General features: G+C 59.7%; 26 protein-coding genes, 1 tRNA gene and 1 pseudogene. 12 read left to right on the forward strand and 16 right to left on the reverse strand.

The window, feature by feature from the left end:
* Positions 1-2: 2 nt before the first annotated feature.
* Complete coding sequence (locus JMV15_RS26310) at positions 3-368, forward strand: transcriptional regulator (protein ID WP_102666821.1); 366 nt, start codon at positions 3-5, stop codon at positions 366-368.
* On the opposite strand, the gene sctU is transcribed toward JMV15_RS26310, so the two are convergent.
* The 11 genes from sctU to JMV15_RS26365 are packed head-to-tail and all read right to left on the reverse strand — an operon-like array spanning position 369 to position 10,509.
* Positions 369-1,466, reverse strand: a complete 1,098-nt coding sequence (gene sctU, locus JMV15_RS26315) for a type III secretion system export apparatus subunit SctU (protein ID WP_020301452.1) — start codon at positions 1,464-1,466, stop codon at positions 369-371.
* Positions 1,463-2,251: a type III secretion system export apparatus subunit SctT gene (gene sctT, locus JMV15_RS26320; protein WP_020301451.1), complete on the reverse strand. Its 789-nt coding sequence runs from the start codon at positions 2,249-2,251 to the stop codon at positions 1,463-1,465. Before sctT ends, sctU begins: the two co-directional genes overlap by 4 nt.
* Positions 2,252-2,261: 10 nt before the next feature.
* Positions 2,262-2,525: a type III secretion system export apparatus subunit SctS gene (gene sctS / locus JMV15_RS26325; RefSeq protein WP_014716816.1), complete on the reverse strand. Its 264-nt coding sequence runs from the start codon at positions 2,523-2,525 to the stop codon at positions 2,262-2,264.
* A gap of 7 nt (positions 2,526-2,532) precedes the next feature.
* The gene (gene sctR / locus JMV15_RS26330; protein WP_014716815.1) at positions 2,533-3,186 is read right to left on the reverse strand and encodes a type III secretion system export apparatus subunit SctR; all 654 of its coding nucleotides are present in this window, start codon (positions 3,184-3,186) and stop codon (positions 2,533-2,535) included.
* The gene (locus JMV15_RS26335; protein ID WP_014716814.1) at positions 3,183-4,196 is read right to left on the reverse strand and encodes a FliM/FliN family flagellar motor switch protein; all 1,014 of its coding nucleotides are present in this window, start codon (positions 4,194-4,196) and stop codon (positions 3,183-3,185) included. Before JMV15_RS26335 ends, sctR begins: the two co-directional genes overlap by 4 nt.
* Positions 4,193-4,651, reverse strand: coding sequence for a type III secretion system HrpP C-terminal domain-containing protein (locus tag JMV15_RS26340; protein WP_172832673.1), 459 nt, complete (start codon positions 4,649-4,651; stop codon positions 4,193-4,195). Before JMV15_RS26340 ends, JMV15_RS26335 begins: the two co-directional genes overlap by 4 nt.
* The gene (gene sctO / locus JMV15_RS26345) at positions 4,648-5,076 is read right to left on the reverse strand and encodes a type III secretion system stalk subunit SctO (RefSeq protein ID WP_038448788.1); all 429 of its coding nucleotides are present in this window, start codon (positions 5,074-5,076) and stop codon (positions 4,648-4,650) included. Before sctO ends, JMV15_RS26340 begins: the two co-directional genes overlap by 4 nt.
* Positions 5,063-6,421, reverse strand: a complete 1,359-nt coding sequence (locus JMV15_RS26350; protein ID WP_014716811.1) for a FliI/YscN family ATPase — start codon at positions 6,419-6,421, stop codon at positions 5,063-5,065. The genes sctO and JMV15_RS26350 overlap by 14 nt, the downstream gene beginning before the upstream one ends.
* Positions 6,418-7,317 (reverse strand): FHA domain-containing protein, encoded by a 900-nt coding sequence (locus tag JMV15_RS26355; RefSeq protein WP_038448786.1) that lies wholly within the window; start codon positions 7,315-7,317, stop codon positions 6,418-6,420. Before JMV15_RS26355 ends, JMV15_RS26350 begins: the two co-directional genes overlap by 4 nt.
* 37 nt (positions 7,318-7,354) lie before the next feature.
* Entirely contained in the window at positions 7,355-9,448 is a 2,094-nt protein-coding gene (sctV, locus tag JMV15_RS26360) for a type III secretion system export apparatus subunit SctV (protein WP_038448783.1), read from the reverse strand.
* Positions 9,445-10,509 (reverse strand): TyeA family type III secretion system gatekeeper subunit, encoded by a 1,065-nt coding sequence (locus JMV15_RS26365; protein WP_014716808.1) that lies wholly within the window; start codon positions 10,507-10,509, stop codon positions 9,445-9,447. Before JMV15_RS26365 ends, sctV begins: the two co-directional genes overlap by 4 nt.
* Positions 10,510-10,773: 264 nt before the next feature.
* Between JMV15_RS26365 and JMV15_RS26370 the strand changes: the two genes are divergently transcribed.
* From JMV15_RS26370 to JMV15_RS26395, 6 genes are all read left to right on the forward strand, one after another.
* Positions 10,774-11,325 (forward strand): RNA polymerase sigma factor, encoded by a 552-nt coding sequence (locus tag JMV15_RS26370; RefSeq protein ID WP_014716807.1) that lies wholly within the window; start codon positions 10,774-10,776, stop codon positions 11,323-11,325.
* Positions 11,326-11,560: 235 nt separating this feature from the next.
* Positions 11,561-11,637 (forward strand) — tRNA-Met (locus JMV15_RS26375).
* A 128-nt stretch (positions 11,638-11,765) separates the two neighbouring features.
* Entirely contained in the window at positions 11,766-12,545 is a 780-nt protein-coding gene (locus JMV15_RS26380) for a PhzF family phenazine biosynthesis protein (protein WP_038448781.1), read from the forward strand.
* A 38-nt stretch (positions 12,546-12,583) separates the two neighbouring features.
* Positions 12,584-14,413, forward strand: coding sequence for a gamma-glutamyltransferase (gene ggt / locus JMV15_RS26385; protein WP_201491960.1), 1,830 nt, complete (start codon positions 12,584-12,586; stop codon positions 14,411-14,413).
* Positions 14,414-14,607: 194 nt separating this feature from the next.
* The gene (locus JMV15_RS26390) at positions 14,608-14,928 is read left to right on the forward strand and encodes a hypothetical protein (protein ID WP_019817026.1); all 321 of its coding nucleotides are present in this window, start codon (positions 14,608-14,610) and stop codon (positions 14,926-14,928) included.
* The gene (locus JMV15_RS26395; protein ID WP_019817027.1) at positions 14,915-15,229 is read left to right on the forward strand and encodes a helix-turn-helix domain-containing protein; all 315 of its coding nucleotides are present in this window, start codon (positions 14,915-14,917) and stop codon (positions 15,227-15,229) included. Before JMV15_RS26390 ends, JMV15_RS26395 begins: the two co-directional genes overlap by 14 nt.
* 22 nt (positions 15,230-15,251) lie before the next feature.
* On the opposite strand, the gene ddlA is transcribed toward JMV15_RS26395, so the two are convergent.
* On the reverse strand, positions 15,252-16,349 hold the full coding sequence (gene ddlA / locus JMV15_RS26400) for a D-alanine--D-alanine ligase (RefSeq protein ID WP_038448779.1): 1,098 nt from the start codon (positions 16,347-16,349) through the stop codon (positions 15,252-15,254).
* Positions 16,350-16,511: 162 nt separating this feature from the next.
* On the opposite strand from ddlA, the gene JMV15_RS26405 reads away from it, so the two are divergent.
* On the forward strand, positions 16,512-17,321 hold the full coding sequence (locus tag JMV15_RS26405) for an AraC family transcriptional regulator (protein WP_201491961.1): 810 nt from the start codon (positions 16,512-16,514) through the stop codon (positions 17,319-17,321).
* Between the two features lie 437 nt (positions 17,322-17,758).
* Complete coding sequence (locus tag JMV15_RS26410; protein ID WP_014716802.1) at positions 17,759-17,995, forward strand: DUF6124 family protein; 237 nt, start codon at positions 17,759-17,761, stop codon at positions 17,993-17,995.
* A 131-nt stretch (positions 17,996-18,126) separates the two neighbouring features.
* On the opposite strand, the gene JMV15_RS26415 is transcribed toward JMV15_RS26410, so the two are convergent.
* From JMV15_RS26415 to JMV15_RS26425, 4 genes and pseudogenes are all read right to left on the reverse strand, one after another.
* Entirely contained in the window at positions 18,127-18,702 is a 576-nt protein-coding gene (locus JMV15_RS26415; protein WP_038448774.1) for a flavin reductase family protein, read from the reverse strand.
* Positions 18,703-18,762: 60 nt separating this feature from the next.
* Positions 18,763-19,194, reverse strand: coding sequence for a methyl-accepting chemotaxis protein (locus tag JMV15_RS28840; RefSeq protein WP_370712620.1), 432 nt, complete (start codon positions 19,192-19,194; stop codon positions 18,763-18,765).
* A 108-nt stretch (positions 19,195-19,302) separates the two neighbouring features.
* Positions 19,303-20,079: pseudogene (locus JMV15_RS28845) on the reverse strand (PAS domain-containing protein); the annotation flags it as partial.
* 96 nt (positions 20,080-20,175) lie between these two features.
* The gene (locus tag JMV15_RS26425) at positions 20,176-20,508 is read right to left on the reverse strand and encodes a DUF2790 domain-containing protein (RefSeq protein ID WP_014716799.1); all 333 of its coding nucleotides are present in this window, start codon (positions 20,506-20,508) and stop codon (positions 20,176-20,178) included.
* A 226-nt stretch (positions 20,509-20,734) separates the two neighbouring features.
* Here JMV15_RS26425 and JMV15_RS26430 point away from each other — a divergent pair, with 226 nt between their 5' ends.
* The 3 genes from JMV15_RS26430 (at position 20,735) to JMV15_RS26440 (ending at position 24,487) form a co-directional block, all read left to right on the forward strand.
* A complete protein-coding gene (locus tag JMV15_RS26430) occupies positions 20,735-22,054 on the forward strand; it encodes an OprD family porin (RefSeq protein WP_038448772.1) in 1,320 nt (439 codons plus the stop codon).
* Positions 22,055-22,391: 337 nt separating this feature from the next.
* Positions 22,392-23,066, forward strand: coding sequence for a heavy metal response regulator transcription factor (locus tag JMV15_RS26435; protein ID WP_014716797.1), 675 nt, complete (start codon positions 22,392-22,394; stop codon positions 23,064-23,066).
* On the forward strand, positions 23,063-24,487 hold the full coding sequence (locus tag JMV15_RS26440; protein ID WP_201491962.1) for a heavy metal sensor histidine kinase: 1,425 nt from the start codon (positions 23,063-23,065) through the stop codon (positions 24,485-24,487). The genes JMV15_RS26435 and JMV15_RS26440 overlap by 4 nt, the downstream gene beginning before the upstream one ends.
* Positions 24,488-24,593: the final 106 nt, after the last annotated feature.

Consider the following 24,593-nt stretch of genomic DNA (forward strand, 5'->3'; position numbering starts at 1 on the left):
CGATGAGCACGACGCAAATGCCCGGCAACCAACCCCAGGTAGTGCTGAACGACCTGGTGAGCGGCGCTGCCGCTCACCAGTCCCTCGCGCCCGGTATCAAAGTGTGCACGTTGCAGGCCGGCAATCGCCCGGGGCTGGCACTGCATGTCGCTCGCGAAGCGTTGCAAGCCGGGCAATTGCAACGGATATTACAGCGCCGCTTTGAGCAGGCCCTGGTCTTCGAGGGGTGCTTTGTCTACCTCGATGCCCAGGGCGCCATGGTGATCTGGCACGCGCTGCCAACACCGCCCGGCAATCTGGACAGGACGCTGAGCCGGATGCTCTCGCTGGCAGGTCTCAGTGTCCTGGACCCACGATCCATTCGCTGATCAGCGCTGGTCAAGCTCCGGGAGCTCCAGCGTCTCGCGTTTGGCGTCATCGTCCAGCTCGCGCAAGGTGCGATAGATCAACGCCACGGCCTGCAGGGTTTCGCGAGGAATGCTGGCTCCCAACTTTTTGGTGTAGATCGTACGCGCCAACCACACACACTGAATCACGGGCACCTCGGCGGCCTTCGCGCGCGCGATCAGTTTTCGCGCCTCGTCGTCCGTGCCTTTACTGATCAGCAGGGGCAGAGGCGTCTTGCCAGGACGGTAATACAGGGCGACCGCAAAGTGCGTCGGGTTGACTACCAGCATGTCTGCCTCTTCCAGCTTGGGCAGTTTGACCTTCGGTTCCTCCTGGGCCAATTGCTGCGCCAACTGACGGCGCTGCCCCTTCACATGAGGGTCGCCTTCCATGTCTTTGTATTCTTTGACGACCTCAACCTGTGTCATGCGCATACGCTTGGCGAAGAAGTGCTTCTGCAACGTCAGATCGATCAACGCCAACACCAGCAACAGCCCCAGGCAGGCATGCAGCAAGTGACGGAACAACGCGATCAGCGCCAGTAGGTAACTCTGCAGATCGCTGTTGGCAAGATTGATCAACGCCCCCAAAGAGGGCCAAACCACCACGTACACAATCAGGCCCAGGAGGAACGCCTTGGCTATGCTCATCAACAGATTCATCAAAGACTGGGCAGAAAACATCTGCTTGATCTGGCTGATAGGGTTGAGGCGATTGAAATCCAGCTTGAGCGTTTGCGGGGCGAACAACAAGCCGAACTGCATCCAGCTGCCAATCAGCTTCGCAGCAATTGCAAGCCCGGCCATCAGCAGAGAGAACGAGAAAAACATGACCAGGCCCTCCACCAGTACTTCTTCCAGCACTCGCACAAACGGCTGGCTCAAGCGCGACATCGGGAACACCATCAGTTGCTGAAAGCGCTGCAAACTGGTCTCGGCAGTGAACAAGGCGACTTCACTGATAGCCGTCAGTGCCAACAGCTTGCTCACATCCTGGCTTTGCGCGACCTGACCTTTCTTGCGTTGGTCACGCAGTTTCTTGGCGGACGCCGGGTGCTTTTTTTCCCCCGAATCACTCACGGTGCCGAGACCGAGAACAAAAGCCCCAGATAGTGCTTAAGGTCACCCAGCTGGCTCATACGCCCGACAATAAGATCCTGCAACAATGCAAAGTACAGCAACAAAATACCGATTCCCGCCAGGCATTTAACCGGTGGCGCCAAGGTACTCACTTGCAATTGCTGGCTGTAGACGCCCAGCAACGCGATGCCAAACTCCAACAGCAACAACACGGCAATAAAGGGCGCAGCGTAAAGCATCATGTGCATGAACGTGTCACTCAGCATCCCGACAAATACGCTCATGCCATCAGCCGCTGGAAACGGAAACCACACGGTGGGTGGCCAGATCAGATAACTGTCCCAGATCACCTGGGTCAGCGTGCCCAACCCCAGAACGGCCATCAACAGGTAAATCGCCAGTTGCTTGAACATGTGCCCGATCGGTGTCGCGTCCGGCCCCAGTGACGGGTTAAGTTGGCCACCTGCCAAGGCTCCACGCTGGTTGTCCAGCAGTGCCCCGACCGACTCGAACATCCAGAACGGCATCGCCAGCAACACCCCGAGCAGCAACCCCAGGACCACTTCCTTGATCATCAGCGCACCGAGCATGATTGCTGAAGGGTCCTGCCCTGCCAAAGCTGCGTGAATACCCGGCGCGGGCAGCAGCGCCAGGACCATCACGATGGTGTGCCGAGGCAGGCCTCGCACGTGCTGAAAACAAAACGCCGCCACCAAAATGCCACAGGGGTAAATACGCGCCATGCCAATCACCAGGCTGGGCAGGTAGTCAAGATAAAGCAGCACAGGCAACGCCTCAGTTCAGGGCCGAACGGCCGATCATTTCAAACGTCAGGTTGATCAGCTGGATCAACTCAACGCCAATCCAGCGGCCCGTCAGGATCAATGTGACACCCACCGCCACCAGCTTGATACCAAAGGGTAATGTCTGGTCCTGGATCTGCATCAGTGCTTGTACCAGGGAAGTCAGTACCCCCACCACCACCGCCACGATCAGCGGCGGCGCCGACAGTACAACCACCAGCAACATGCCCTGCTTGAACAGCACGATAGGTTCCATACGCCACTCAGAGATAAGAAAGGAACAGGCTGTCGAGCAACCGCGACCAGCCAGACACCAGCACGAACAGCAGCAGCTTGAGTGGCAGGGAAATGGTCATCGGCGAGACCATCTGCATACCCAGCGCCAGCAGCAGGTTGGAAACAATAAGGTCGATCACGATGAAGGGGATATATATCAGGAACCCGATCTCGAACCCCGCCTGCAATTGCGAAAGCACAAAGGCCGGAATCAGCAGGATAAGATCCTCACGCTGCACCTCCTGCGCCATTTTCGCTGGCCACAGACGTGCGGTATTTTCCAATAGATGGGTCAGCACATCCGGGTCCACATTACGCAGCATGAAGGCACGCAAGGGGTTGATGGCCTCATTGCCGGTACTCAGAAACGTTTGCACGTTGGTCATGTCCAGAGGCGAAGCCTTGAGGTTCTCGGCGATCTCGTAACCCACCGGCGCCATGATGAACAAGGTGGCAGCCAGGGCGATTCCGTTGATGGCCATGCTTGGAGGCACCTGTTGTACGCCGATGGCATTGCGGGTAATCATCAGCACAATCACGATTTTCAAGAAGGCTGTGCAGACAACCAACAGCATGGGCATCAACGACAACGCCCCCAGAAATACCGCCAGAACTACCGGGTCCAGCCCCTGAAGAATCATCGACCGAACACCACTCGGGACAACTGCAACCCCAGACGCCCGTCAACTTCCACCAACTGTCCCTGGCCGATGGGTCGATCCCCGTAATACAGTCCCGCCGTGCCCGGGGCGAAACCGGCAATGCCCAATACCGAGCCGGGCACGAGGTTACGCAGCTCCCCCAGGGTAAGGTTCAGTGTTCCGCAGCGTACGTTCAGCGTCATGCTCAACTCATCGAACGGCTCGGGGCCGAATACATCCATGACAGGTTCATCGTTTTCATGCCCCGAGTAATGAGGTACAGCTAAATCTTCGTCCACGGACATGTCCTCGATAGAAGTAAGAATGAAACGTAACCGCCCGTTGTCATCGTCAATGCCCCCGTGCAGGCGCTCTCTGCCAACCTGCACATAGCCGCTGCCCAGGGCCTGGAAGAAGGTCTGTTCAAGCACCAGCACATCGCCGGTCCGCAGGCTACTGGCCTGTACAATCGGTAACCGCAACCGCCCAAGGGTCACGGCAATTGCCAATTGAAACGACAACGGCAGTGGCGCAGCCGTGGCCCGCCAGGAACTCGCCTCGTGCAAGGCCAAAAAGCTTTCGGGGCTCAACCAGGCATAACCCTCAGCCCAGGATGCCCCCAGGGTCACGGTGAGGCGGCAGCCAAACCCCCTTGGTCGCTCGGTGTGCAGCAATCTCACATAACCCAACAACGACCGCACTTCGGGGCTCAGGTAATACTGGAACAACGCCCAGAACCAGGAGTCTGGTTCGTTGTCGGCCCCAGCGAGGGTCACCGGACACTCGCCCATCAGGCTGAGCAACGGCCCTGCCTTAGCGAGCGCCAGCACGCCGCACTGCGTGTCAAAGCACACCGCTTCACTGCCAACTGGCGCACGTCCAGGCTCAAGCCGCAGCTCACCGGCCTGACCCGCGACATGGAACGGCAGGTACAGGCCGCGCCCCAGTCGGTTGCGTGCGGCAACCAAGTCGCTCTTGATCGACGGGAATGTCAGTAGCGGTACGATCATAGGTTGCCGACGCTTGGCACAAGTACGCTGACTGGCCGCCCCAGCGCTTGCGCAAAACGTTCCTCACACTGCTGTCGTACGCCACTGAGCCAGCGTGCCGTGGCGCCCTGTTCAGCTTCCAGCTCAATGGTCCAGGCGCTCTGTTCTCGGCGCACGCTGGCATTGATCCGTCCCAGACGTGGCAAGTACAACACTGCCTGCAACGGCCATTGCGAACCGGCCAATACACGCGGCGCCAGCTGTTCGGCGAGCGCCTCGATCATGGCGATACCGGATACTGATTTTTTTCCCGATAAGGAGGCTCCCGTCCCTGTGCCCTCACGCTCATCAGCAAACAGCCGCGCAAACAGTCGCCCTTGCTCCCAGGGCACCACGCCCGCTGTTCCCGGCTCACGTTCTTCCCGAGGCTCACGCAGGGGCGGTCTTTGAGGGGGTTTATTAGCAACCTTAGTCATGCCGGCTCCCGTGCCAGTAAAAGTGATAACTCCTGTAACTTTTCAACCTGTCGCAAGCATTCGGTGGCTTGCCTCTGGGCTTTGCCAACGTGGCTTTCTTTTACTGGCCGTTGGCTGCGCAACGCCTCAAGCTGCCCCTCTTCTCGCTGGGTGCTGGCGGATAAGGAGTGTTCCTGGGCGCGCCAGGATTTCAGCCCCTTCAAGGTCAGGGTCTGGCCCTGATGCTGACTGAGCAACTGCGCACTTTGCCGGGCTTCCTCCTGCCGAGTCTGTTCAAGTGCTTCCTGGGCCTGCTGGATGTGCGCAAGCAGGGCCTGCTGCGCACGCTTGGCCTCACGCAGGGCACGCTCGGCCCGATCGGCCCGGTGCCTGCGCAGGCGCTGCAGCGTCTCCACCTCACCGAGCAGTACGTCAGAATGGGACATGGGCGGTCAGCTCCTTGAGTTGCTCCAGCGTGACAGCCATCGGTGTCGGCTCACGCAAATCCTGGCGCAGGAAACCATCCACCGCTTGGCGACTGTTCACCGCCAGGTCCGTCAGGGCATCGCTGCCAGGCTGGTACTCGCCCAGCTTGAGCATCAACTCAATCTGCTGGTACGCCGATAGCAAACGCCGCAACGCCGTGCCCGCCTGGATATCCGCAGGTTCTGCGACGTTGCTCAATATTCGTGAAAGGCTCGCCAGCACATCTACCGCCGGATAGTGCCCACGCTCGGCCAATTTGCGCGACAGCACGATATGGCCGTCAAGCAACGAACGCACTTCGTCGGCCACCGGGTCGTTCATGGAGTCCTGCTCGATCAGCACCGTGTAGATCGCTGTGATCACACCGTCACGGGTCAACCCGGCGCGTTCCACCAGACGCGGCAGCAAGCTGTACACCGAAGGCGGCAGACCACCGCGTCCCAGGGGCTCACCGGCAGCCAGGCCAATTTCGCGCTGGGCCCTGGCGAAACGAGTCAGGGAATCAATCAGCAACAACACCCGTTGACCCTTGCGCCGAAAACCTTCAGCCAACGCCGTGGCGGTGAATGCAGCGCGAGCGCGCTCCATGCTGGAGCGATCAGACGTAGCACACACCAGTACCGCTTTGGAGCGCAGTTGCTCATCCAGCTCATGGTCGAGAAACTCACGCAACTCGCGGCCTCGCTCGCCGATCAGGCCGAACACGATGACGTCGCATTCGACGTTACGGGCGATCTCGGCCAACAAGGTCGTCTTGCCGCAACCGGCCCCGGCGAACAGACCGACGCGCTGGCCTTCACCCAGCGTCATCAAGCCATCAATGGAACGCACCCCAGTGGCCAGGGCACGGTTGATCCGCGGGCGCTCGGTGGGTAACGGCGCTTCACACAGCACCGCACTGGTATCGGGCAGTTCAGCTTCGACAAACGCACTGGCGCCCTGCCCCGTAATCGGTCGCCCGAAACCATCCAGTACTTGGCCCAACAGCGCCTCGCTGACCTGCACACGATGCGAAACGCCCAGGCGCTCAACGCCAGCGCCCACTCGTACGCCTTCCAGATTACCCAGGGCACTGAGTACTGCATCCTGCTGATCAAAGCCGATGATTTCGGCGAGCATGAAATCGCCCGGCCCTTTTTCCACTTGGCACAAATCGCCGATGCGCGCCTGAGGCAATCGGCATTGCAGCAACATGCCATTGACGCGCTGGATGCGACCACGCATCGCCACTGGCGCAAAGCTGCTCAGCGCCTGGGCCTGGCGCTGTTGCCAGGCGTCGAGACGCGCTTGCAATTGCGTACTCACCAAAGCACCTCATAACGCTGCGCACCGTCGAAAACCACCTTGCTGTTGTCGATCAGCACCAGGCGCAGGCCGTCTATCTGATCCCCCAGAAAAAGCCGGCTGCCCTCTTCCAGAACCACGTGGCCGTTCGGTCCGCCCACTATCTGCACAATCCTGAACGGCAAGGCCTCATCGCGCACACGGACACGACTGATCACCGGCACCGCACTGTCGAATTGCTCACCAAAACGGCTGAGCATCCGCGACACCAACTCCACATCCTCCTGGGAAACATCCCCGCTCAGCACGACTTGGCCGTTGATCACCTGCAAGCCGATGCGCGGGTTCAACTCACGCTCGCCAAGCATCTTCACCAACTGTTGGCGCACATCAATCGGCGAGGCCAGTTCCTGTTTGCCAGCCACCGCAGGCATCAGCGAAGCCTGGGCCTCATGCTCCCCTGTCGAGACCATGCCCACTACGGCGATGATGATCGCCATCACCAGCACCAGGCTGATCAAGCGCTTTTGCTGCGAGGGCGCAATGGCGGACAACATCAGTGCCTGCACGGGTTCATCCGGCGATGGCACCGCTGCGGCCGCCGGCGCCACAGGCTCGGGCCACGGTTGATCCGCCAGGGTGACGCACAACCTTACGCTGCCCACCAGAAAGGGCACGTTCAATGCCAGATTCGGGATCTGCGCCATGGCTTGCCCAGCAGCCCCGTACAACAGTTCCGCCTGGGCCTGCACCGACCAGTTAGCCTCAAAAAAGCGCAGCAACGCATGCTGCTCGGCAACCCCTGGATCGTTCAGCACCAAGTCAGCATCTGCCTGGGCGCCAATGCTCCATTGTTCGCCAAACAACGGCAACGCAGCGCCCTGGCGCTGGCCATCAAGCACCCTTAGCTCATACATTATCGAGCCCTCCTTCGTATTAACCATGGCCGCAGGCTCATGCCGCCGCCCCCCGCATCAAGGCTTCCTGGCCCAGGTCTATGCGCCCCAGGACCTTGACCTTGGATGTGCTTCCCAACTCAGCGAAAGACAGCACCGGTACATGGTTGAACTCTTCCAGCAGCAAGGTCCGCAATGGGCTGCGCAAGTCTTGCGCCACCAACATCACACTTTTTCTCTTGGCCCTTAGTACAAAGGCTTGGTTGAGCAAACTGATAAAGGCCGCGCTGTGGTTCTCGTCCAGCGCGAAAAACACGCCGGTCTGGGTCTGGCGCAGCGCCTCGCGCAGGATGTTTTCGCTCTGCGGAGATAACAGCCAGGCATGCAGGCCATCGGCCTCGCTGTACTGGTGGTAGATCTGTGCCTTGAGGGCAATGCGCGCATAGTCGGCCAGGGCTTCCGGCTCACGCTCATGCTGCCCGTACTCGATCAGCGACTCGACAATCAGCCGCACTGCTCGCAGCGGTACGCCTTCACTGGCCAGGCGTTGCAACACCGCCGAAAAACGCGAGAGCGGCATGATGCGCTGCAGTTCCTGCACCAGTTCCGGCTGGTTATGCTCAAGCCAACTCAAGATCGACTTGCTCTCCTGAATCCCCAGGAACTGCGGCCCGCTGAGCATCATTGCCTGCCTCATGCGTTCCAGGATCAGGTGCGTAGCCGTGAAGCGCTCCAGCTCTGGGTCCTCCAGCAGCGGGTCATCAGGAGGCAACCAGAGCCAATCCTGTTCATCCCGCTCAGCCAGCCCCGGTATGGCGTGCTCAGGCTCAACCGTCAGCGCCTTGCGCTCAACAGCCACATGGTTGACCACTGACGCCCTGACCATGGGCACCTCATGCACGCAAAAGCGCATTTCATCGGCGGCCAGGGAATCATCGAGTTCAACTTCGAACGGCGGCAATGTCAGGCCGATATTGGCGACCAGCGAGTTTCGCGCCTGGCGAATCCCATGAATCAGGTCCGTCACCTCAGGCGTTCCGCGCAGCACGGGGGAAAACTGCAATAGGTAGGGGCGCGACGGATCAAATCCGCGCAAGTCCTCTTTACCGTTCTCTTCAGGTCGAACGACCTCGGCGGCTTCGTTGGCGGGCTCTGCCTGTCGTTGACGCTGGCGGACCAGGTAGTAACCCACACAGCCGGTGATCAGCGCGATAAGAATAAACACCAGGGTAGGCATGCCCGGCACTAGGGCAAACGCAAGCATTCCCACCGAGGCAATCACCCAGCTCTTGGGCTCGCTGGTCATTTGCCGAGCAATTTCGACGCCCATGTTACTGACGCCTTTGCGTCCATCCGGCGCCACGCGGGTGATGATCATGCCCGCAGTCAGAGAGATCAGCAGCGCTGGAATCTGTGCTATCAGGCCATCGCCAATCGTCAGCACCGAATACAACGAAATGGAATCGGCAGCGCTCAACCCGTGCTGGAACATGCCCGTGGAGAAGCCGCCCAACAGGTTGACCACGACGATGATCAAACCGGCGATGGCGTCGCCTTTGACGAACTTCATGGCGCCATCCATGGCCCCAAACAGCTGGCTTTCACGCGACAGCTGATCGCGTTTGTCGCGCGCCTGCACACCGTCAATCAACCCGGCACGCAAATCGCTGTCGATAGACATCTGCTTACCCGGCATTGCATCCAGGCTAAATCGCGCCGCGACCTCGGCAACCCGCTCCGAACCCTTGGTGATCACCAGGAAGTTGACCAGGGTCAGGATCAGGAAGATCACCATCCCCACCGCCAGGTTTCCCCCCACCACAAAATTACCGAACGCCTCAACGATGTCACCGGCGTCCTGTTCCAACAAGATCAGGCGCGTGGTCGCGATCGACAGCGCCAATCGAAACATAGTGGTCAACAACAGGATCGACGGGAACGACGAGAACGCCAAAGGGCCCGGTAGATAAAGCGCCAGTACGATCAACAGGCAAGATATGCAGATATTGAGAGCAATCAGAATATCTACCAGCCAGGTCGGCAGTGGAACGATAAAGATAAAGATAATGGCCATGACCACCACAGCGCCCAGCACTTCAGCTCGCTGTGCCACTTTGAGCAGTAAGCCATTGATGGTCGACAGCAGAGTCACGTCATAGCCTCGGCCAGCTCAGGAGAACGCTGGGTTCCGCCATCGATCCGGTTCAGTTCGTCCATCACCGCTACAAACTTGAACAAGGTTTCCTCACGGACTCTGGTGTCAGGCCACAAGGCCAAAGGTAACTGCCGGATCAGAGGGTAAAGCGCGTTGAGAGCTGTCAATTGCCTGGTAGGCGAACCACTCCCCATCTCATTCCCCAACCGCAGAATTTCATCGGCGCCTATGCCGCTGCTGGCATATCCGAGCAGGCGCTGCAGCAGCGTAACGGCCTCATCCTCCATCTCCAGGCGCTGCTTGCACGTCACGCAACTGGCCAGCACTGCGCTCAACTGCCCGCAGCTTCGCAGCCCCACCAGCAAGGAGCGCAGCAATGGTGTAGGCACCGAGGACACCAAGGCGGCAATATCGTCTGCCAGGGCTTTACGCATCACGTTAAGCCCTTCTTGAAACCCATCACCGCCGTATACACCCAGCAGGGCTTGCATCATTGTTGCCAGGGATTGGCGCGTGACCACGCTGGCGTAGTAGAGCGCACGTAGGGCCTGGCGCTCCTCGGGGTCCACGCTGGCGGCTTGCAGTGTTAAGGCGATGTTCAGGCCGGCCTGGATTTCGCCCTTGAAACGCGCCTCCAGCTTGGCGATGGCTGCGTGTGCCAGGGCCGCTTCGGATTTACGGACTTCAGCGTCCGCCTCGCTCACCACATGCTTGAGCACCACGAAAGCACGCGCCGGGTCGCCTCCGGCGAGGTCGAGCAATTTTTCGAGACTGGCGCTTTGCAGCAACTGCATCCTGATTCGGCGCGAAACCGAAGCCATGCTCGCCTGGGCCGGGTGACCCAACTGGTCATAAAGCTCCACCAGCTTTTCAGCCGCAGGCACGCGCACGCCCATTTGCCGATGGGCCAGCGGGAGCTTATTGAGCTCCACTTCCTGATTGAACAGATGGGCCAGTTCGTCGACACCCTTCGCAGGTGCAGGCACGGAGCCAGTGTTGATAACAGGTTGATCCGAGCTTTGGACCGTTTGCACATCGTTGCGAGATTCGACTTTCATGGACAGGCCAGTTCAGGAAGAGTGTTTTCCCTGTGTGGCGAGGCCCACCCATACGGTTCCATAGAAATTTGAGGCTGAGGCGGGTTTGAAAAGACTTGCACAGGCACCTGTTCCCCCGTGCAAAAGTCTGCGTAAAAACACCTCCATTCAAAATATTTATCTATGTATATCAAGCTATTAAACGATTTTTTCTCTTTGGCACACGCAGTGCAATCGGGTTCCTGTCGATACGTTTTCGACTGCGTCTACCTTAAGGAAAAAATCATGAATATCCCTATTGAAGCCTTAGTTCACCTTGGTGGCAATTCGCCTCAATTCATGCTCCATCTGACAGACGATCAACAGAAAAAACTGCGGCGCTTCATTCACAAACGGGTCCTCAACCCGGAAGACGCGGATGATCTATTGCAACTGACTTACTTGGAGGCCTGGCGCAATCGCGAGCGCTTCAGTGGTACCGCGACGCTCAGCACCTGGATGTGCGGCATCGCGCAGAACCTGATCCGCAATCACTTCCGGCGCCTGTATGCCAAGCCCTCTCATTGCGAATTCGACGAGTCGCTGTGGCATGGCCATGAAGAAAACCACAGCCTGGATTGGGAATTCGAGGTCAACCGACGCCTGGAAAATACCCTGAGCGCAATTGATCACTTGCCCACAGAGATGCGCAGAACACTGTATGCCTCCCTGGAAACCGACGGCAGTTACCAGGACACCGCCGACGTACTGGACATTCCTATCGGCACCGTGCGCTCGCGCCTGTCACGGGCACGCGAACAGCTCAAGCGCGTCACCCACACCCCACTGCATCAGTAAGTTGAACTAGCCAGTCAAGCGTTGGGCGACAGGGATATCTGCCCAACACTGTCGGACTGGGCCCGTGAGTAGATCCTCGAAGACGCTTAGCGCTTGCGCTCCCCTCATGCACGGTGCATTCGCCACCGCCCGTCGCCAAAATCAGCGCTTTGGCTTAAACAGTTGAAAGCGTAGAAAAATTTTCAACAAAAACGCTTGACGCATTGCCGTTCCAAGCGAATAATGCGCGCCACTTGGCTACATAGCTCAGTTGGTTAGAGCATAGCATTCATAATGCTGGGGTCCGGGGTTCAAGTCCCTGTGTAGCCACCAAGTACTAAAAACGGCTTACCGAAAGGTAGGCCGTTTTTTTATGCGCGCAAAAAAACTCCCCAACTGTATTTTGACGCCCCCCAACCCCACTGTTAGTGTCCTGCCTCCCCTAAACACGGAGTGCCCCGATGCAACTGGACATCTACCAAGTCGACGCTTTCAGTCACCATCCCTTCGGCGGCAACCCGGCAGCGGTGTGCCCACTCACTGAGTGGCTGGCCGACGAGCAACTGCAGCAGATTGCAGCCGAGAATAATCTTTCGGAAACCGCGTTCTTTGTACCCCGTGGCGAGTTCTATGAGTTGCGTTGGCTCACGCCGGAAGTTGAGGTGGACCTGTGCGGCCATGCCACGTTGGCAGCCGCGTGGGTATTGATCCACAAGTTGGCGGACGCCCCGCAGGTTCTGCGCTTTGCCACCCGTAGCGGCGAGTTGCGGGTAACGCGCAACGGCGATGAGCTGGCGATGGATTTTCCGGCCAAAAAACCCGAACGCTGCGAGCCGCCCCAAGGCATGTTGAGCGCCCTGGGGCTTGAAAAAGCCGAGGTGTTTGGCACCGACGACTACATCGTGCTGGTGGAAGATGAAGCACAGGTGGCGGCTCTCACACCGGACTTTGCGCGGCTCAAAGGCCTGCCTAAACGCGGGGTTGCGGTGACCGCTAAAAGCACTCGGTTTGATTTTGTCTCGCGCTGGTTCGGCCCGAATGTGGGCGTTAATGAAGACCCGGTTACCGGCTCGGCGCACACCTCGCTGGCACCTTTCTGGGCCGAGCGCCTGGGCAAATCGCAATTGAGCGCCGAGCAAGGCGGCCAGCGTAAGGGCCAGCTGCGCTGTGAACTGCAGGGTGACCGGGTGATTATTTCCGGCAAGGCCGTGCTGTACATGCAAGGCACGATTTACCTGTAAACAACGCAGTAGCCCAAGGACCACAGCACCTTCTCAACATGAACGGAGTTCAGCGCGTGTTTTTGATTTCCCGCCGCAGCCTGACAGTCATCGCCGCAACCCTGGCCCTCGCCGCCTGCCACACGCCCGTCAACGAACAGCCTCCGGCGCCAGAGCTGGGCTCGGGCTACCGCACCGACCTGAGCACCCGCCACGCCGAGCGCCATATGGCCGCCGCCGCCAACCCGCTGGCCGCTGAAGCCGGGCGTGAAATGCTGCGTCAAGGCGGTTCAGCCATTGATGCGGCGATTGCCATGCAAGCGGTATTGACCCTGGTGGAACCGCAGTCTTCCGGCATCGGCGGCGGTGCGTTCATCATGCTGTGGGATGGGCACAACGTGCAGGCTTATGACGGCCGCGAAACTGCGCCGGCCGGGGCCACGGAGCGTCTTTTCCTGAAGGCCGACGGTACGCCCATGGCGTTCACGGATGCGCAGATTGGCGGGCGCTCGGTGGGCACTCCAGAGGTATTGCGCGCCCTGGAGATGGCGCACAAAAAGAGCGGCCGCTTGCCATGGGCCAAGGTGTTTGAACCGGCGATTCGCCTGTCGGAGCAAGGCTTCGCCATTTCCCCACGCTTGCACAGCTTGATCGCGGCTGACCGTTTTATCGCGCAATCGCCCGACATGGCGGCGTACTTCCTGAATGCCGATAGCTCGCCAAAAGCCACCGGCACGCTGTTGAAAAACCCGGCTCTGGCCGCGGTGTTCAAGCGCATCGCCAAGGAAGGGCTGGATGCGCTGTACCAAGGATCGATTGCCGATGAGATCGCACGCAAGGTGCAGGGCCATCGCAATGCCGGCAGCCTGTCCCAGGCTGATCTCAAGAGCTACACCGCCAAGCAACGCGCACCGCTGTGCACCGACTACAAACAATGGAAGGTCTGCGGCATGCCACCGCCGTCCTCGGGCGGGATTGCCGTGGCGCAGATCCTCGGGACACTGCAGGCGCTGGAAACCCGCACCCCGCGCCTGGCCATCGCCCCTATGACACCGGTCAAGAGTGCCTCGCCGGCCGGGCTTGAGCCGACACCCGAGGCCGTGCACCTGCTCGCCGAAGCCGGGCGCCTGGCCTTTGCCGACCGCGCGCTGTACGTGGCCGATGCAGACTTCACCCCCGTACCCGTCGCCGGCCTCGTCGCACCGAGTTACCTGGCGCAGCGCGCCACGCTGATCGGCGAACGCAGCATGGGCATCGCCAAGCCCGGCCAACCCGCCGGTATTCAGGTAGCGTATGCGCCAGACCGCTCGCCGCTGCGCATCTCCACCTCACAGGTGGTGGCGGTGGACGACCAGGGCGGCGCCGTGTCGATGACCACCACGGTTGAAGCGGCATTCGGCTCTCATGTGATGGTCCAGGGCTTTTTGCTCAACAACCAGATGACCGACTTCTCCTTCATCCCCGAAGAAAACGGCCAGCCTGTGGCCAACCGCGTGCAACCGGGCAAACGCCCACGCTCGGCCATGGCGCCGACCTTGGTGTTCGACCGCAACACGGGCGAACTGCTGGCTACCGTCGGCTCCCCCGGCGGCTCGCAGATCATCGAGTACGTGAGTAAATCCCTGGTGGCCATGCTCGACTGGAAGCTCGACCCGCAGGCGGCCATCAGCCTGCCCAACTTCGGCAGTCGCAATGGTGCTACCGAGTTGGAAGCTGGGCTGTTCAGCCCGGCGCTTAAACAGGCGCTCAAGGACAAGGGCCACGCCCTGAGCGAGATCGAGATGACCAGCGGCGTGCAGGCCATCGTGCGCACACGGGATGCCCAGGGCAAGGTGACGCTCAGTGGTGGCGCGGACCCTCGGCGTGAAGGTGAGGCGTTGGGTGATTAAGGTGTTGATCTATCCGTACAGGCTTATAAAAAAAGACCTGCACCCTTACGCCTTAAATCCTACGCGGAGCGCCAGAACTCAAAGTGCCATGTCATCTTTTGCGATAAAAACCTTCTTGAGCAGCCCCATCTCACCTGCGATTTTCTGGCCCGCCCTTTCTTGCCAGAGGCTACGTCAAAGACGTAGAATTTCGCGTGTTCACTCTCATAGAATCCCCTCTCTTCAGCAGGCAATGGCCTGACTATTGGACTGAAGATGAAAAAGGTATCTTCATGGCGTTTCTCGCCAGCCATCCTGATGCTGGAAATGTCATTCCGCGCTCGGGAGGTTGCCGAAAGATACGCTGGAGCATGGAGGGCCGGGGTAAAAGTGGATCAGTGCGGGTCATCTACACCACACAACTGGAGTGCGGAGCAGTCGTCGCGCTACTGATTTATGGCAAGAGCGCCACGGAGAATATTCCGGCACATATCCTGTACAAAATCGCAAAGGAAATGAACCATGCCACTCACTGATAAAGAACTGAAGGAACGTGACGCCAAACGCAATATAGGCGAAGAACTACTCACAGCCATTCAGGATGTCAAAGCGGGACGTTACGGTGCCGTGCAGCACGTTGAGGTCACTCAGGCTGCCGAAGCAAGAAGCAAGACAGGGCTCTCACAACCCAAATTTGCCGAGCTTCTGGGCGTGTCAGTAAGAACCCTTCAAGAATGGGAGCAAGGGCGTCGCGCACCTTCCGGAGCAGCACGTTCGCTACTGCATATTGCGGCCATAAGGCCGGACGTTTTTCGCGAAGTACTCAGTAACGCCTGATCGCGTTACTGCTTCGGGCCAATCACTGGCGGTTGATCTTCAAGCCCTTGCGCCCCGCATGCCGCTCCAGCGCCAGCTCGATCAACCGGCTCACCAGCTCGCTGTAGCTCATGCCTGCCGCCTGCCACAGCTTGGGGTACATGCTGATGCGGGTAAAACCGGGCAGTGAGTTGATCTCGTTGATCAGCACTTCGCCGTCCTGCGTCAGGAACACATCCACCCGCGCCAACCCGGCGCAGCCCAACACTTCAAACGCCTCAATGGCCAGGCTGCGGATCCGCTCGCTGGCGTCATGACTGATCGCCGCCGGCACCACCACCTGGGCGGCCTGGCCATCGATGTATTTGCTGTCGTAGGAATAGAAACCACTGCTCACCACGATCTCGCCACAACCGCTGGCGATGGGCTCGTCATTGCCCAGCACGGCGCATTCGATCTCACGGCCCTGGACGGCGGACTCCACCAGCACCTTCTCATCAAACCCCAACGCCAGTTCAACGGCAGCGCGGTACTCGGCTTCGCTGCCGACTTTGCTTACCCCCACCGACGAACCCTGGTTGGCGGGCTTGACGAACATCGGCACACCGAGCTTGCCAGCGGCCGTTTCAAAAGAGGTGCGCGCCGCATTAGCTCGCGTAAGGGTGATGAACGGCGTGACCGCAATGCCCGCGTCGCGCAGCAAGCGCTTGCTGATGTCTTTGTCCATGCACACCGCCGAGCCGAGTACGTCGGAACCGACGAAGGGCAAGTCCGCCATGCGCAGCAAGCCTTGCAGGCAACCGTCTTCACCGAGGGTGCCGTGGACAATCGGGAAGATCACGTCGATGTGTTCCAGCACGCCCTGGCCAGAGGTCTCTACCACTTGCTGGCTGGCCTTGCCGGGCACCACGGCCAATTCACGGTTGGACTGGTTGAGGGCGATGAGCGCCGGGTTTTCCTGGTTGAGCAGGAAGTTCGAGGTGTCATTGAGGTGCCAGTGACCGGCCTTGTCGATACCGATCAAAACCGGCTCGAAGCGTGAGCGATCAAGGGCATCGACAATGTTGCGCGCCGATTGAAGCGAGACCTCATGCTCAGCCGAACGCCCCCCAAAAATAATCCCTACCCGCACCTTGCTCATGGCCCGGCCTCACTGTTGAAAGTAAGGCTTCTTACCATGGGTGGTCAGCGATTCGCTACCCGATGTGCATTGCCCAATACCTGCACAATCGTACAAGACCCCAGCAGACAACCGGTGCAGACTCAGTTAACGTGTTTCCACCTCCTTTTGTGACAAGTCACCATGGGCAACCCCATCCACTCCCTCGACTGGCTGCACCGCGCGCCCCACGCCAGTGGCCTTGACCGTATCGAGGCGTACTTTGCCGGCTTTGCCTTCGACCCTCATCGCCATGACACCTACGCCATCGGGCGCACGTTGTTCGGCGTACAGAGTTTTCATTATCGCGGCGGCACGACCCACAGCCTGCCTGGCACCACCATGGTGATCCACCCCGATGAAACCCATGACGGTCGCGCCGGCAGCAACGAAGGCTTCAAGTATCGGATGATTTATGTGGAGCCGGCGCTGATCCAGCAGATCCTCGGTGGCCAGCCGTTGCCGTTTATCCCCGGCGGCTTGTCCACCGACCCACGGCTGCACCGCGCCAGCGAAGTGTTGCTGCAGAGCCTGGATTGCCCGATAGACCCGATGCAAGAGCAAGACGCAATGTTCGACCTGGCCCACGCGCTGAGCGCTGCGTCAGGGGCCATCATCCGCCGTAAATCCTTCGACTACATCGCGGCCGAACGCGCCCGTGAATTCATCCACAGCGCCCTGGGCCGCAGCATCACCCTGGATGAAATTGCCGACCACGCCGGCCGCGACCGGTGGGCGTTATCGCGGGATTTTCGTTTGTTATTCGGCACCAGCCCCTACCGCTACCTGACCATGCGCCGAATGGACCTGGTGCGCCACTTGTTGGCCCAGGGCCAATCGTTGGTGGATGCGGCGATGACCGCAGGCTTTACCGACCAAAGCCACATGACCCGCCAATTTCGCAGCACCTACGGCATGCCGCCATCGCGTTGGGTGAAAATGCTCGGACGCTGAGTACTGGGTTGGACTGTGGGAGCTGGCTTGCCTGCGATGCAGACACCTAGGTGTATCAGGCACACCGCTATCGCAGGCAAGCCAGCTCCCACAGTTGGATGAGGTGGCGTTGCTGGCATTTGGTCATGGTTTGTAAAGGGCCAGCAAGCTGCGTCCCTTTAAATTGCAGGACGTTTCCGAGACAATCCCTGCCGCCTTGTGCCTGTTGGAATCGATGGCTAGTCTTCGGCCCGTCACTGCCTTTTCAGTGATCGGGTTTAGTCGCCCGGACTCTAATCAGGCGCATGGTCCTCCATGAGGTTTTATGGTGGCTGTGCGCAGGGCACCCTCGGGTGCGCCGGATTTTCCTGATTAGCCGGTCGACTAACCTGCGTACAGCCGCCACCCTTCGTTTAGTCGCGACTGGGCCGGCTTCTGCCTCAATCAGGAGTTACACCATGACCAAAGCACTTCCCGATCCACCCATGGATTGCCTAGTCGTCAATGAAGAACTCAGCTTCGAAGACGCTCAACTCTATATTTCCCATCTGATCAACAGCGCATCGGCCACGGTGTGGGACTGTTGCGATCACCTGCAACCCCACGACCGCGCCCGAATCCATGCCGTATGGCACTTGCTGGAGATGGCCAAGACCGTAGTAAACCGCACCCTCGAGTGCATGCCACGAACCTGAAGACACCATAAACCCCATGTGGGAGCTGGCTTGCCTGCGATGCAGACACCTCGGTACATCAGGTACACCGAGGTGATGCCATCGCAGGCAAGCCAGCTCCCACAGTTGATCTTCGTGGCTTTGCGCCTCTGTCAGAGCTGGCGCCCGACAATCGGTTGGCCAATGGCCAGGAAATTCCCGCCCGCCACATGGTGCAACGTGCGCAGTTCATCATGCCCTTCAAAATGCCAGCGGCCCTCGCTGAATACCCGCTCATCAGCATAGGCCGCGACCACTTCGCCCAGGAACAGGTCATAGGTCTGCTGATTATGCGGCTCGGGCAGCAAGCGGCATTCCAGCCAGGCCACGCAGCCTTCCAGCATCGGCGCCTCGGTGTGCTCACCGCTGAAAGTGTGCAGGCCATAGGCTGCGAATTTGTCGGTTTCAACGCCGCGGGTATTGCCCACCGTCTGCACCAGATCAGCCTGCGCAACACAAGGCACCTGCAGCACAAAAGTGCCGGCGCCTTCCAGTAGTTGGCGGGTCCAGGTGGCCTTGTCGAGCACCACCGCGACTTTCGGTGGTTCGAAATCCAGCGGCATGGCCCAGGCAGCGGCCATGATATTGCGCTGGCCGTTGCGGGCTGCACTCACCAACACGGTCGGCCCGTGGTTGAGCAAACGGTAAGCCTTGGACAGTGGTACGGGGCGACGGAACGTAGGGCTCATGGTCGATCAGCTCTGCAAGCGAGAAAAGACCTACGATACCTCAAGCACAAGCCCGACAGGTCAGCTCGACAGCTGATTGGCAAACTGCCCGACCGCACTCACCACCTTTTGCGCACCGTCCTGAATCTCGACGATCACGGTACCCGCCTCCGCCGCCAGGGCCAGGCCCTGCTCGGCTTGCGCACGACCGTCGGCCATCAAGGCCACCGCGTCGCGGGCCATGTCCTGGTTCTGGCGCACCACACCGACAATTTCCTCGGTGGCTTTGCTGGTGCGTGACGCCAATTGCCGCACTTCATCGGCCACCACCGCAAAGCCCCGCCCCTGTTCACCAGCACGCGCCGCTTCGATGGCGGCGTTGAGCGCCAAAAGGTTGGTTTGCTCGGCAATGCCGCTGATGGTCTTGACGATGCTGCCGATCACTTGGGACTGGGCATTAAGCGCCTCGATACCTTCGCCGGCCTGCTGCATGTGCTGGGCCAGGTCGCGCATCACGTCCACGGCCTGGGTGACCACAGTGGTACCGCGCTGGGCGCTGTCGTCGGTTTGCAACGAGGTGCTGTAGGCAATATTGGCGGCCTCGGCCACCGCCTGCTCGCGGTTGACCTGGTCGGTAATGACCGTGGCGAACTTGACCACTTTGTACAACCGCTCATTGGCGTCCAGCACCGGGTTGTAGGTGGCCTCCAACCACACCAGGCGGCCGTGGCTGTCCACGCGTTTGAAGCGCGCGGCGACGAACTCACCGGCGTTCAGGCGCTTCCAGAACTGTTGGTATTCGGCACTGTTGTATTCCTGTGGTTCACAGAACATACGGTGATGTTTGCCTTCGATCTGCGCCAGACTGTAACCCATGGCGCCGAGGAAGCGGTCATTGGCGGTGAGTACATGCCCCTCCAGATCGAACTCGATCAACGCAGTAGAACGCATCAGCGCGGTGATCAGGTTTTCATGTTCACGCGAACTCTCGATGGTGCGGGTAAGGTCGCTGGAGAACATCGAAAACTGCTTGATGCGCCCCTCCGAACTGCGCACCGGCTGCACGATTGAGCGCAACCAGGCTTCCTTGCCATTGCCGCGCATCAGGCGCACGGCGCCGGCAAAGTGTTCGCCGCGGGCCAGCGCGTGCTTGAAGCGCAGCTGGAACTCGTCCTGGCGCACGTGGGCCGGCACCAAGTCTTCGATCGCGCGCCCGACAATCTCGCCCAGCGAGTAAGCCAGCTCCTGCAGGAAGTTGGCATTGGCCCACTCCACACGGCCTTCAGGGTCCAGCGTCAGGCAGAGCATTTCGCTTTCCAGGCTCTCTTTCACCTGAAGCAAGCTCGACAATTCTTCGCGCAGAGCGGTCAGCTCCTGCTTCAGGCGGGTATTGAACATGGGGCACCGTTAGGCAAGTGAGGTGGGTGTACTCACTTGCATCGGCGCTGCCGGGGTTTTCTGAAGAGCGCTTGAGCCCTGGGCCGAACTATATTTTCAACCGCCATTGTTACGGCATACGCCCATGACCTGATATTCCAGGGTATTGAGCTTGCCGCTGGAGTCTTCGTAGGTCATGCGCGACGGCACGGCGTTGCACGAGCGGATCGGCGGCGTCACGTTGACGACCTTGGCAATGTCCAGGTCCATGCCATAGCGGTACGCCTGGACCTCAGGCACCGGCTTGCCTTTTTTGATGGCGTAGGCGGCCATGGCTTTCTCATTGCGCTCCATCATCAGGGCAAAGGTGCGATCCCCACCCCCTTCGGCCAGTGCGCCGAATGACAACACAGCCGTTAATACAGCCAAACCTGCTTTATAAAAGTTCATCGCGGTTTCCTCGACTGAAAAGTTCAGTGTCGAGATTAACCAACCCACCCTGACGCCAGGTTCACCAGAACATTACTTATTTGTTAGATGGCCGTTAGTTTCCAGAATTGTAATCTTCGCGCCATGCAGCTGTTATCCGTCGTTTGCAACTATCAGCCAGGGCCAGATCAATAAAAACGCCCGCCTCTATAAGAAGCCGATAACTGCCATCACCGAGGAGCGCATCATGAGCATTCGTCATTACACCCTTCCCTTTTCACTGATGGCTGCACTGCCCATGGCCGCCTTGGCGGTGGAGGACAAGCCCGAAGGTTTTATCGAGGGCAGCCGCATCAACGTGCTGGCACGCAATTTCTACTTCAACCGCGATGACCGCAAAGGCCAGTCCAGCCCCACTGGCAATGGTTACTCCGAAGCCTGGGCCCAGGGCTTTATCGGCAAATTCGAATCCGGTTTTACCCAGGGCACCGTGGGTTTTGGCCTGGACGCGTTCGCCATGTACGGCCTGACGCTTGACTCGGGCAGCGGCCGCAGCGGCGGCAAAGGCTCGTTCGGCGTGCTGCCGGTGAACAGCGACAACCAGCCGGAAGACAGCTACAGCAAAATCGGCGGCGCGGCGAAACTGCGCGTGCTGGACACCGTGATCAAGGCCGGCGACGTGTTCCCACTCACCCCGGTGGTGGCCTACGGCGACTCTCGCCTGTTGCCCGAGAGCTTTCGCGGCGTCACCCTGCAAAACACCAGCCTGGAAGGCTTGAGCCTGCAAGGCGGGCGCCTGAGCGGCATGAGCCAGCCCAGTGAAAGCGGCATGAACAAAGGCTTTGCCACCTTCTATGCAGGCAAGGTCGACTCGCCTTGGATCGCCTACTTCGGCGGTGACTATCAGCTCAACAGCCACCTGGGCTTTAGCCTGTACAGCAGCCGCTTGAAGGACGCCTGGGACCAGTACTACTTCGGCAGCAATGCCAATTACGCGCTGACCGACGACGTGTCGCTGTTCGGCGACTTCAACTATTACAAGGCCGTGGACGAAGGCCAGAAACGGCTCGGCGAGTTCGACAACAACATCTGGAGCGCCAGGCTCGGGGTCAAGGTCGGTGCCCACAGCCTGGCCGTGTCGCACCAGCGCAACAACGGCGACGATGATTTTGATTACCTGCGCCAGTCAGACTCGATCTTCCTCAACAACTCCATCCAGTACAGCGACTTCAACGCGCCCAAGGAGCGCTCATGGATGCTGCGCTACGACCTGGACATGCAGGCGTTCGGCATTCCCGGCCTGTCGTTCATGACCCGCTACGGCAAAGGCACCGGCGCCGACTATAGCAACGCCAATGCCGTGTATATGCGCCGCGATGCAGCGGGTAACCCCTTGACCGATCAACGCCGCTGGGAACGGGATATCGAGGCCAAGTACGTGGTGCAAAGTGGGCGTTTGAAAGATTTGTCCCTGCGCTTGCGCCAGGCCACCGTGCGCTCCAGTGCGTTCGAGTCAGACCTGGAAGAAGTTCGTCTGATTGCCGAATACCCATTGGTCGTGCTGTAGCCCTTACATTCGCTCGCGATTAACTAACATCTGTTCACAAATAGCCAGTTATCAAAATTGTAATATTGGCCTCAGCTTCTCGTTAAGTGGAACTTTCTATACTCGCTTCAACTTATTCACCCGAGCACATTCATCTCTGAAGCTTTTGTGTAGCTCCTTTGGAAAGAGATGAATTTTTAACGCCCCGCTTGGGGCGTTTTTTTTGCCTGCGACACATGCGACCGACGGTCGCAGTTGACCCTAAAGCTACTTTAGCCTTCAGACTTTTCCCACTTCCGAAACCGCCGCCATAGGGACATGGGCGCCTTCTCTCCCCCTAATTCAAGAGGTAACCCCCATGCGTATTCTTGTGGTTGAAGACGAGCAGAAAACCGCCGACTACCTGCAACAGGGCCTGAACGAAAGTGGCTACGTGGTCGACTGCGCCGCCAATGGCGTCGACGGCCTGCACCTGGCAGGGCAACACGCCTATGAACTGGTGATTCTGGACGTCAACCTGCCGGGCAAGGATGGCTGGCAAGTACTGGAAGAATTGCGCCGCAACGGCACCCAGCGCGTGATGATGCTCACCGCCCGTGGCCGGCTGGCTGACAAGATCAAGGGCCTGGACATGGGCGCCGACGATTACCTGGTCAAGCCGTTCGAGTTTCCCGAACTGCTGGCCCGCGTGCGCACCCTGATGCGTCGCAGCGAGCACATTCCACAGCCGGAAGTGTTCCGCGTCTCGGACCTGGAACTGGACCCGCGCCGCCACCGCGCTTATCGCGGCACCCGGCGCATCGACCTGACCACCAAGGAGTTCGCCCTGTTGCAAGTGCTGATGCGCCAGGCCGGGGAAGTGCTGACCCGTACGCAGATTATTTCCCTGGTGTGGGACATGAATTTCGACTGCGACACCAACGTGGTCGAAGTCTCCATCAGCCGCCTGCGCGCCAAGGTGGATGACCAGAGCGAGGTCAAGCTGATCCACACTATTCGCGGCGTGGGCTACGTGCTGGAAGCGCGCCCATGAAGACCGGCAGCCTGTCGATGCGCCTGGGCTTGACGGTCAGCCTGATGGGCGCGGGCCTGGTGTTGCTGCTGGCGACCCTGGCCTACCTGGCCCTCACCCATGAGCTGGAAAAACTCGCGCGCAAGAACCTGGAAAGCAAAATGGAACAGATCCAGCACAGCCTGGCCCTGGGCCTGGACGCCCACGCCATTCGCGGCCGGCCGCACTCGCTGATGGACCTGGTGATCGGCCACGACAATTTCCACCTGACCATCGTCGGTACCGCGCCCGATAACAGCGTGCTGCTGAACGTCGGCAGCAAGCCCCAGGAGCCACTGCTCACCGACTTCAAGCCACGGGAAACCCTGGGCTACCTCAATTGGGTCGACAGCTACGGCAACCAGATACTCAGTGCCTCCAGCTTGATGCGCCTGGCCAACGGTGAACGCGTGCGGGTGCTGCTGTCCCTGGACCGCATGGACGACCAGGCATTGCTCAGTGCCTATCTGCGCGCCACGCTGATTGCGTTGCCGCTACTGCTGATACTGATTGGCATGGGCGCCTGGTGGCTGGTGCAACGGGGCCTGGCACCGTTGAAGCAGTTCAGCCAGGTGGCGGCGAAAGTCACCACCCAAGACCTCACCCATCGCTTGTCTGTGGACAACCTGCCCCACGAACTGGGTGAACTGGCCCACGGCATCAACGTGATGCTCGACCGCCTGGACGCCGGGGTGCAGCAACTCTCGCAATTCTCCGATGACCTGGCCCACGAACTGCGCGCGCCCTTGACCAACCTGATGGGCAAGGCCCAGTTGACCCTGTCGCGCCAGCGCCCGCCGCAGGAATACAAGGCGGTGCTGGAATCCAACACCGAAGAGCTCGAACGCCTGGCGCGGATTGTCAGCGACATGCTGTTTCTGGCGCAGGTCAGCCACCCGGCGGCGCGGGCCTCATTCACCGAGGTGTCCCTGGCGCAGGAAGCCCAGCGCGTGATGGAGTTGTTTGCCCTGAGTGCAGAAGACAAACACATCACCCTGAGCCTGCGCGGCGATGCCTGGGTGACGGGCGATCGGCTGATGATCCAGCGGGCGATTTCCAACTTGCTGTCCAATGCCATTCGCCACACACCCGAGGCCTCTACCGTGTTGCTGTTGGTGGAGACCTACGAGCAGAGCGTATCGCTGTCGGTGGGCAACCCGGGGCGAGGCATTGAAGCGCACCACCTGCCGCACCTGTTCGAACGTTTCTACCGCGCCGACAGCAGCCGTACCCGTGCCGAGGGCGGCACCGGGCTGGGGCTGGCCATCGTGAAATCGATCATGCATTTGCATCAGGGGCATGCTCATGTCACCAGCCAGCCTGGGCGTTTTACGCGGTTCAGCCTGGTGTTTCCCCAGGCTCTGGAAGCACCGTTGGCCCCCTGTGGGAGATTCTATGGTTGAGGGGCAACCCTCAACCAACTTTTGGCTGATATTCGCTTTGCCCTTTCAGCAGAGCGAACACCACCCTAGCAAGCTTGCGGGCCAGTATTACCAGCGCCTGTGTGGT

It is taken from the genome of Pseudomonas paracarnis (genome assembly GCF_904063055.1).
In the GTDB taxonomy this organism is placed as follows: domain Bacteria; phylum Pseudomonadota; class Gammaproteobacteria; order Pseudomonadales; family Pseudomonadaceae; genus Aquipseudomonas; species Aquipseudomonas paracarnis.

What these genes read in the sequence shown, in the direction of transcription:
- JMV15_RS26310 (WP_102666821.1), top strand. Translation starts at nt 3, where the DNA reads ATGAGCACGACGCAAATGCCCGGCAACCAACCCCAGGTAGTGCTGAAC.
- sctS (WP_014716816.1), bottom strand. Translation starts at nt 2,525, where the DNA reads ATGGAACCTATCGTGCTGTTCAAGCAGGGCATGTTGCTGGTGGTTGTA.
- sctR (WP_014716815.1), bottom strand. Translation starts at nt 3,186, where the DNA reads ATGATTCTTCAGGGGCTGGACCCGGTAGTTCTGGCGGTATTTCTGGGG.
- JMV15_RS26335 (WP_014716814.1), bottom strand. Translation starts at nt 4,196, where the DNA reads ATGATCGTACCGCTACTGACATTCCCGTCGATCAAGAGCGACTTGGTT.
- JMV15_RS26340 (WP_172832673.1), bottom strand. Translation starts at nt 4,651, where the DNA reads ATGACTAAGGTTGCTAATAAACCCCCTCAAAGACCGCCCCTGCGTGAG.
- sctO (WP_038448788.1), bottom strand. Translation starts at nt 5,076, where the DNA reads ATGTCCCATTCTGACGTACTGCTCGGTGAGGTGGAGACGCTGCAGCGC.
- JMV15_RS26355 (WP_038448786.1), bottom strand. Translation starts at nt 7,317, where the DNA reads ATGTATGAGCTAAGGGTGCTTGATGGCCAGCGCCAGGGCGCTGCGTTG.
- JMV15_RS26365 (WP_014716808.1), bottom strand. Translation starts at nt 10,509, where the DNA reads ATGAAAGTCGAATCTCGCAACGATGTGCAAACGGTCCAAAGCTCGGAT.
- JMV15_RS26370 (WP_014716807.1), top strand. Translation starts at nt 10,774, where the DNA reads ATGAATATCCCTATTGAAGCCTTAGTTCACCTTGGTGGCAATTCGCCT.
- JMV15_RS26380 (WP_038448781.1), top strand. Translation starts at nt 11,766, where the DNA reads ATGCAACTGGACATCTACCAAGTCGACGCTTTCAGTCACCATCCCTTC.
- ggt (WP_201491960.1), top strand. Translation starts at nt 12,584, where the DNA reads ATGAACGGAGTTCAGCGCGTGTTTTTGATTTCCCGCCGCAGCCTGACA.
- JMV15_RS26395 (WP_019817027.1), top strand. Translation starts at nt 14,915, where the DNA reads ATGCCACTCACTGATAAAGAACTGAAGGAACGTGACGCCAAACGCAAT.
- ddlA (WP_038448779.1), bottom strand. Translation starts at nt 16,349, where the DNA reads ATGAGCAAGGTGCGGGTAGGGATTATTTTTGGGGGGCGTTCGGCTGAG.
- JMV15_RS26405 (WP_201491961.1), top strand. Translation starts at nt 16,512, where the DNA reads ATGGGCAACCCCATCCACTCCCTCGACTGGCTGCACCGCGCGCCCCAC.
- JMV15_RS26410 (WP_014716802.1), top strand. Translation starts at nt 17,759, where the DNA reads ATGACCAAAGCACTTCCCGATCCACCCATGGATTGCCTAGTCGTCAAT.
- JMV15_RS26415 (WP_038448774.1), bottom strand. Translation starts at nt 18,702, where the DNA reads ATGAGCCCTACGTTCCGTCGCCCCGTACCACTGTCCAAGGCTTACCGT.
- JMV15_RS28840 (WP_370712620.1), bottom strand. Translation starts at nt 19,194, where the DNA reads ATGCGCGACCTGGCCCAGCACATGCAGCAGGCCGGCGAAGGTATCGAG.
- JMV15_RS26425 (WP_014716799.1), bottom strand. Translation starts at nt 20,508, where the DNA reads ATGAACTTTTATAAAGCAGGTTTGGCTGTATTAACGGCTGTGTTGTCA.
- JMV15_RS26430 (WP_038448772.1), top strand. Translation starts at nt 20,735, where the DNA reads ATGAGCATTCGTCATTACACCCTTCCCTTTTCACTGATGGCTGCACTG.
- JMV15_RS26435 (WP_014716797.1), top strand. Translation starts at nt 22,392, where the DNA reads ATGCGTATTCTTGTGGTTGAAGACGAGCAGAAAACCGCCGACTACCTG.
- JMV15_RS26440 (WP_201491962.1), top strand. Translation starts at nt 23,063, where the DNA reads ATGAAGACCGGCAGCCTGTCGATGCGCCTGGGCTTGACGGTCAGCCTG.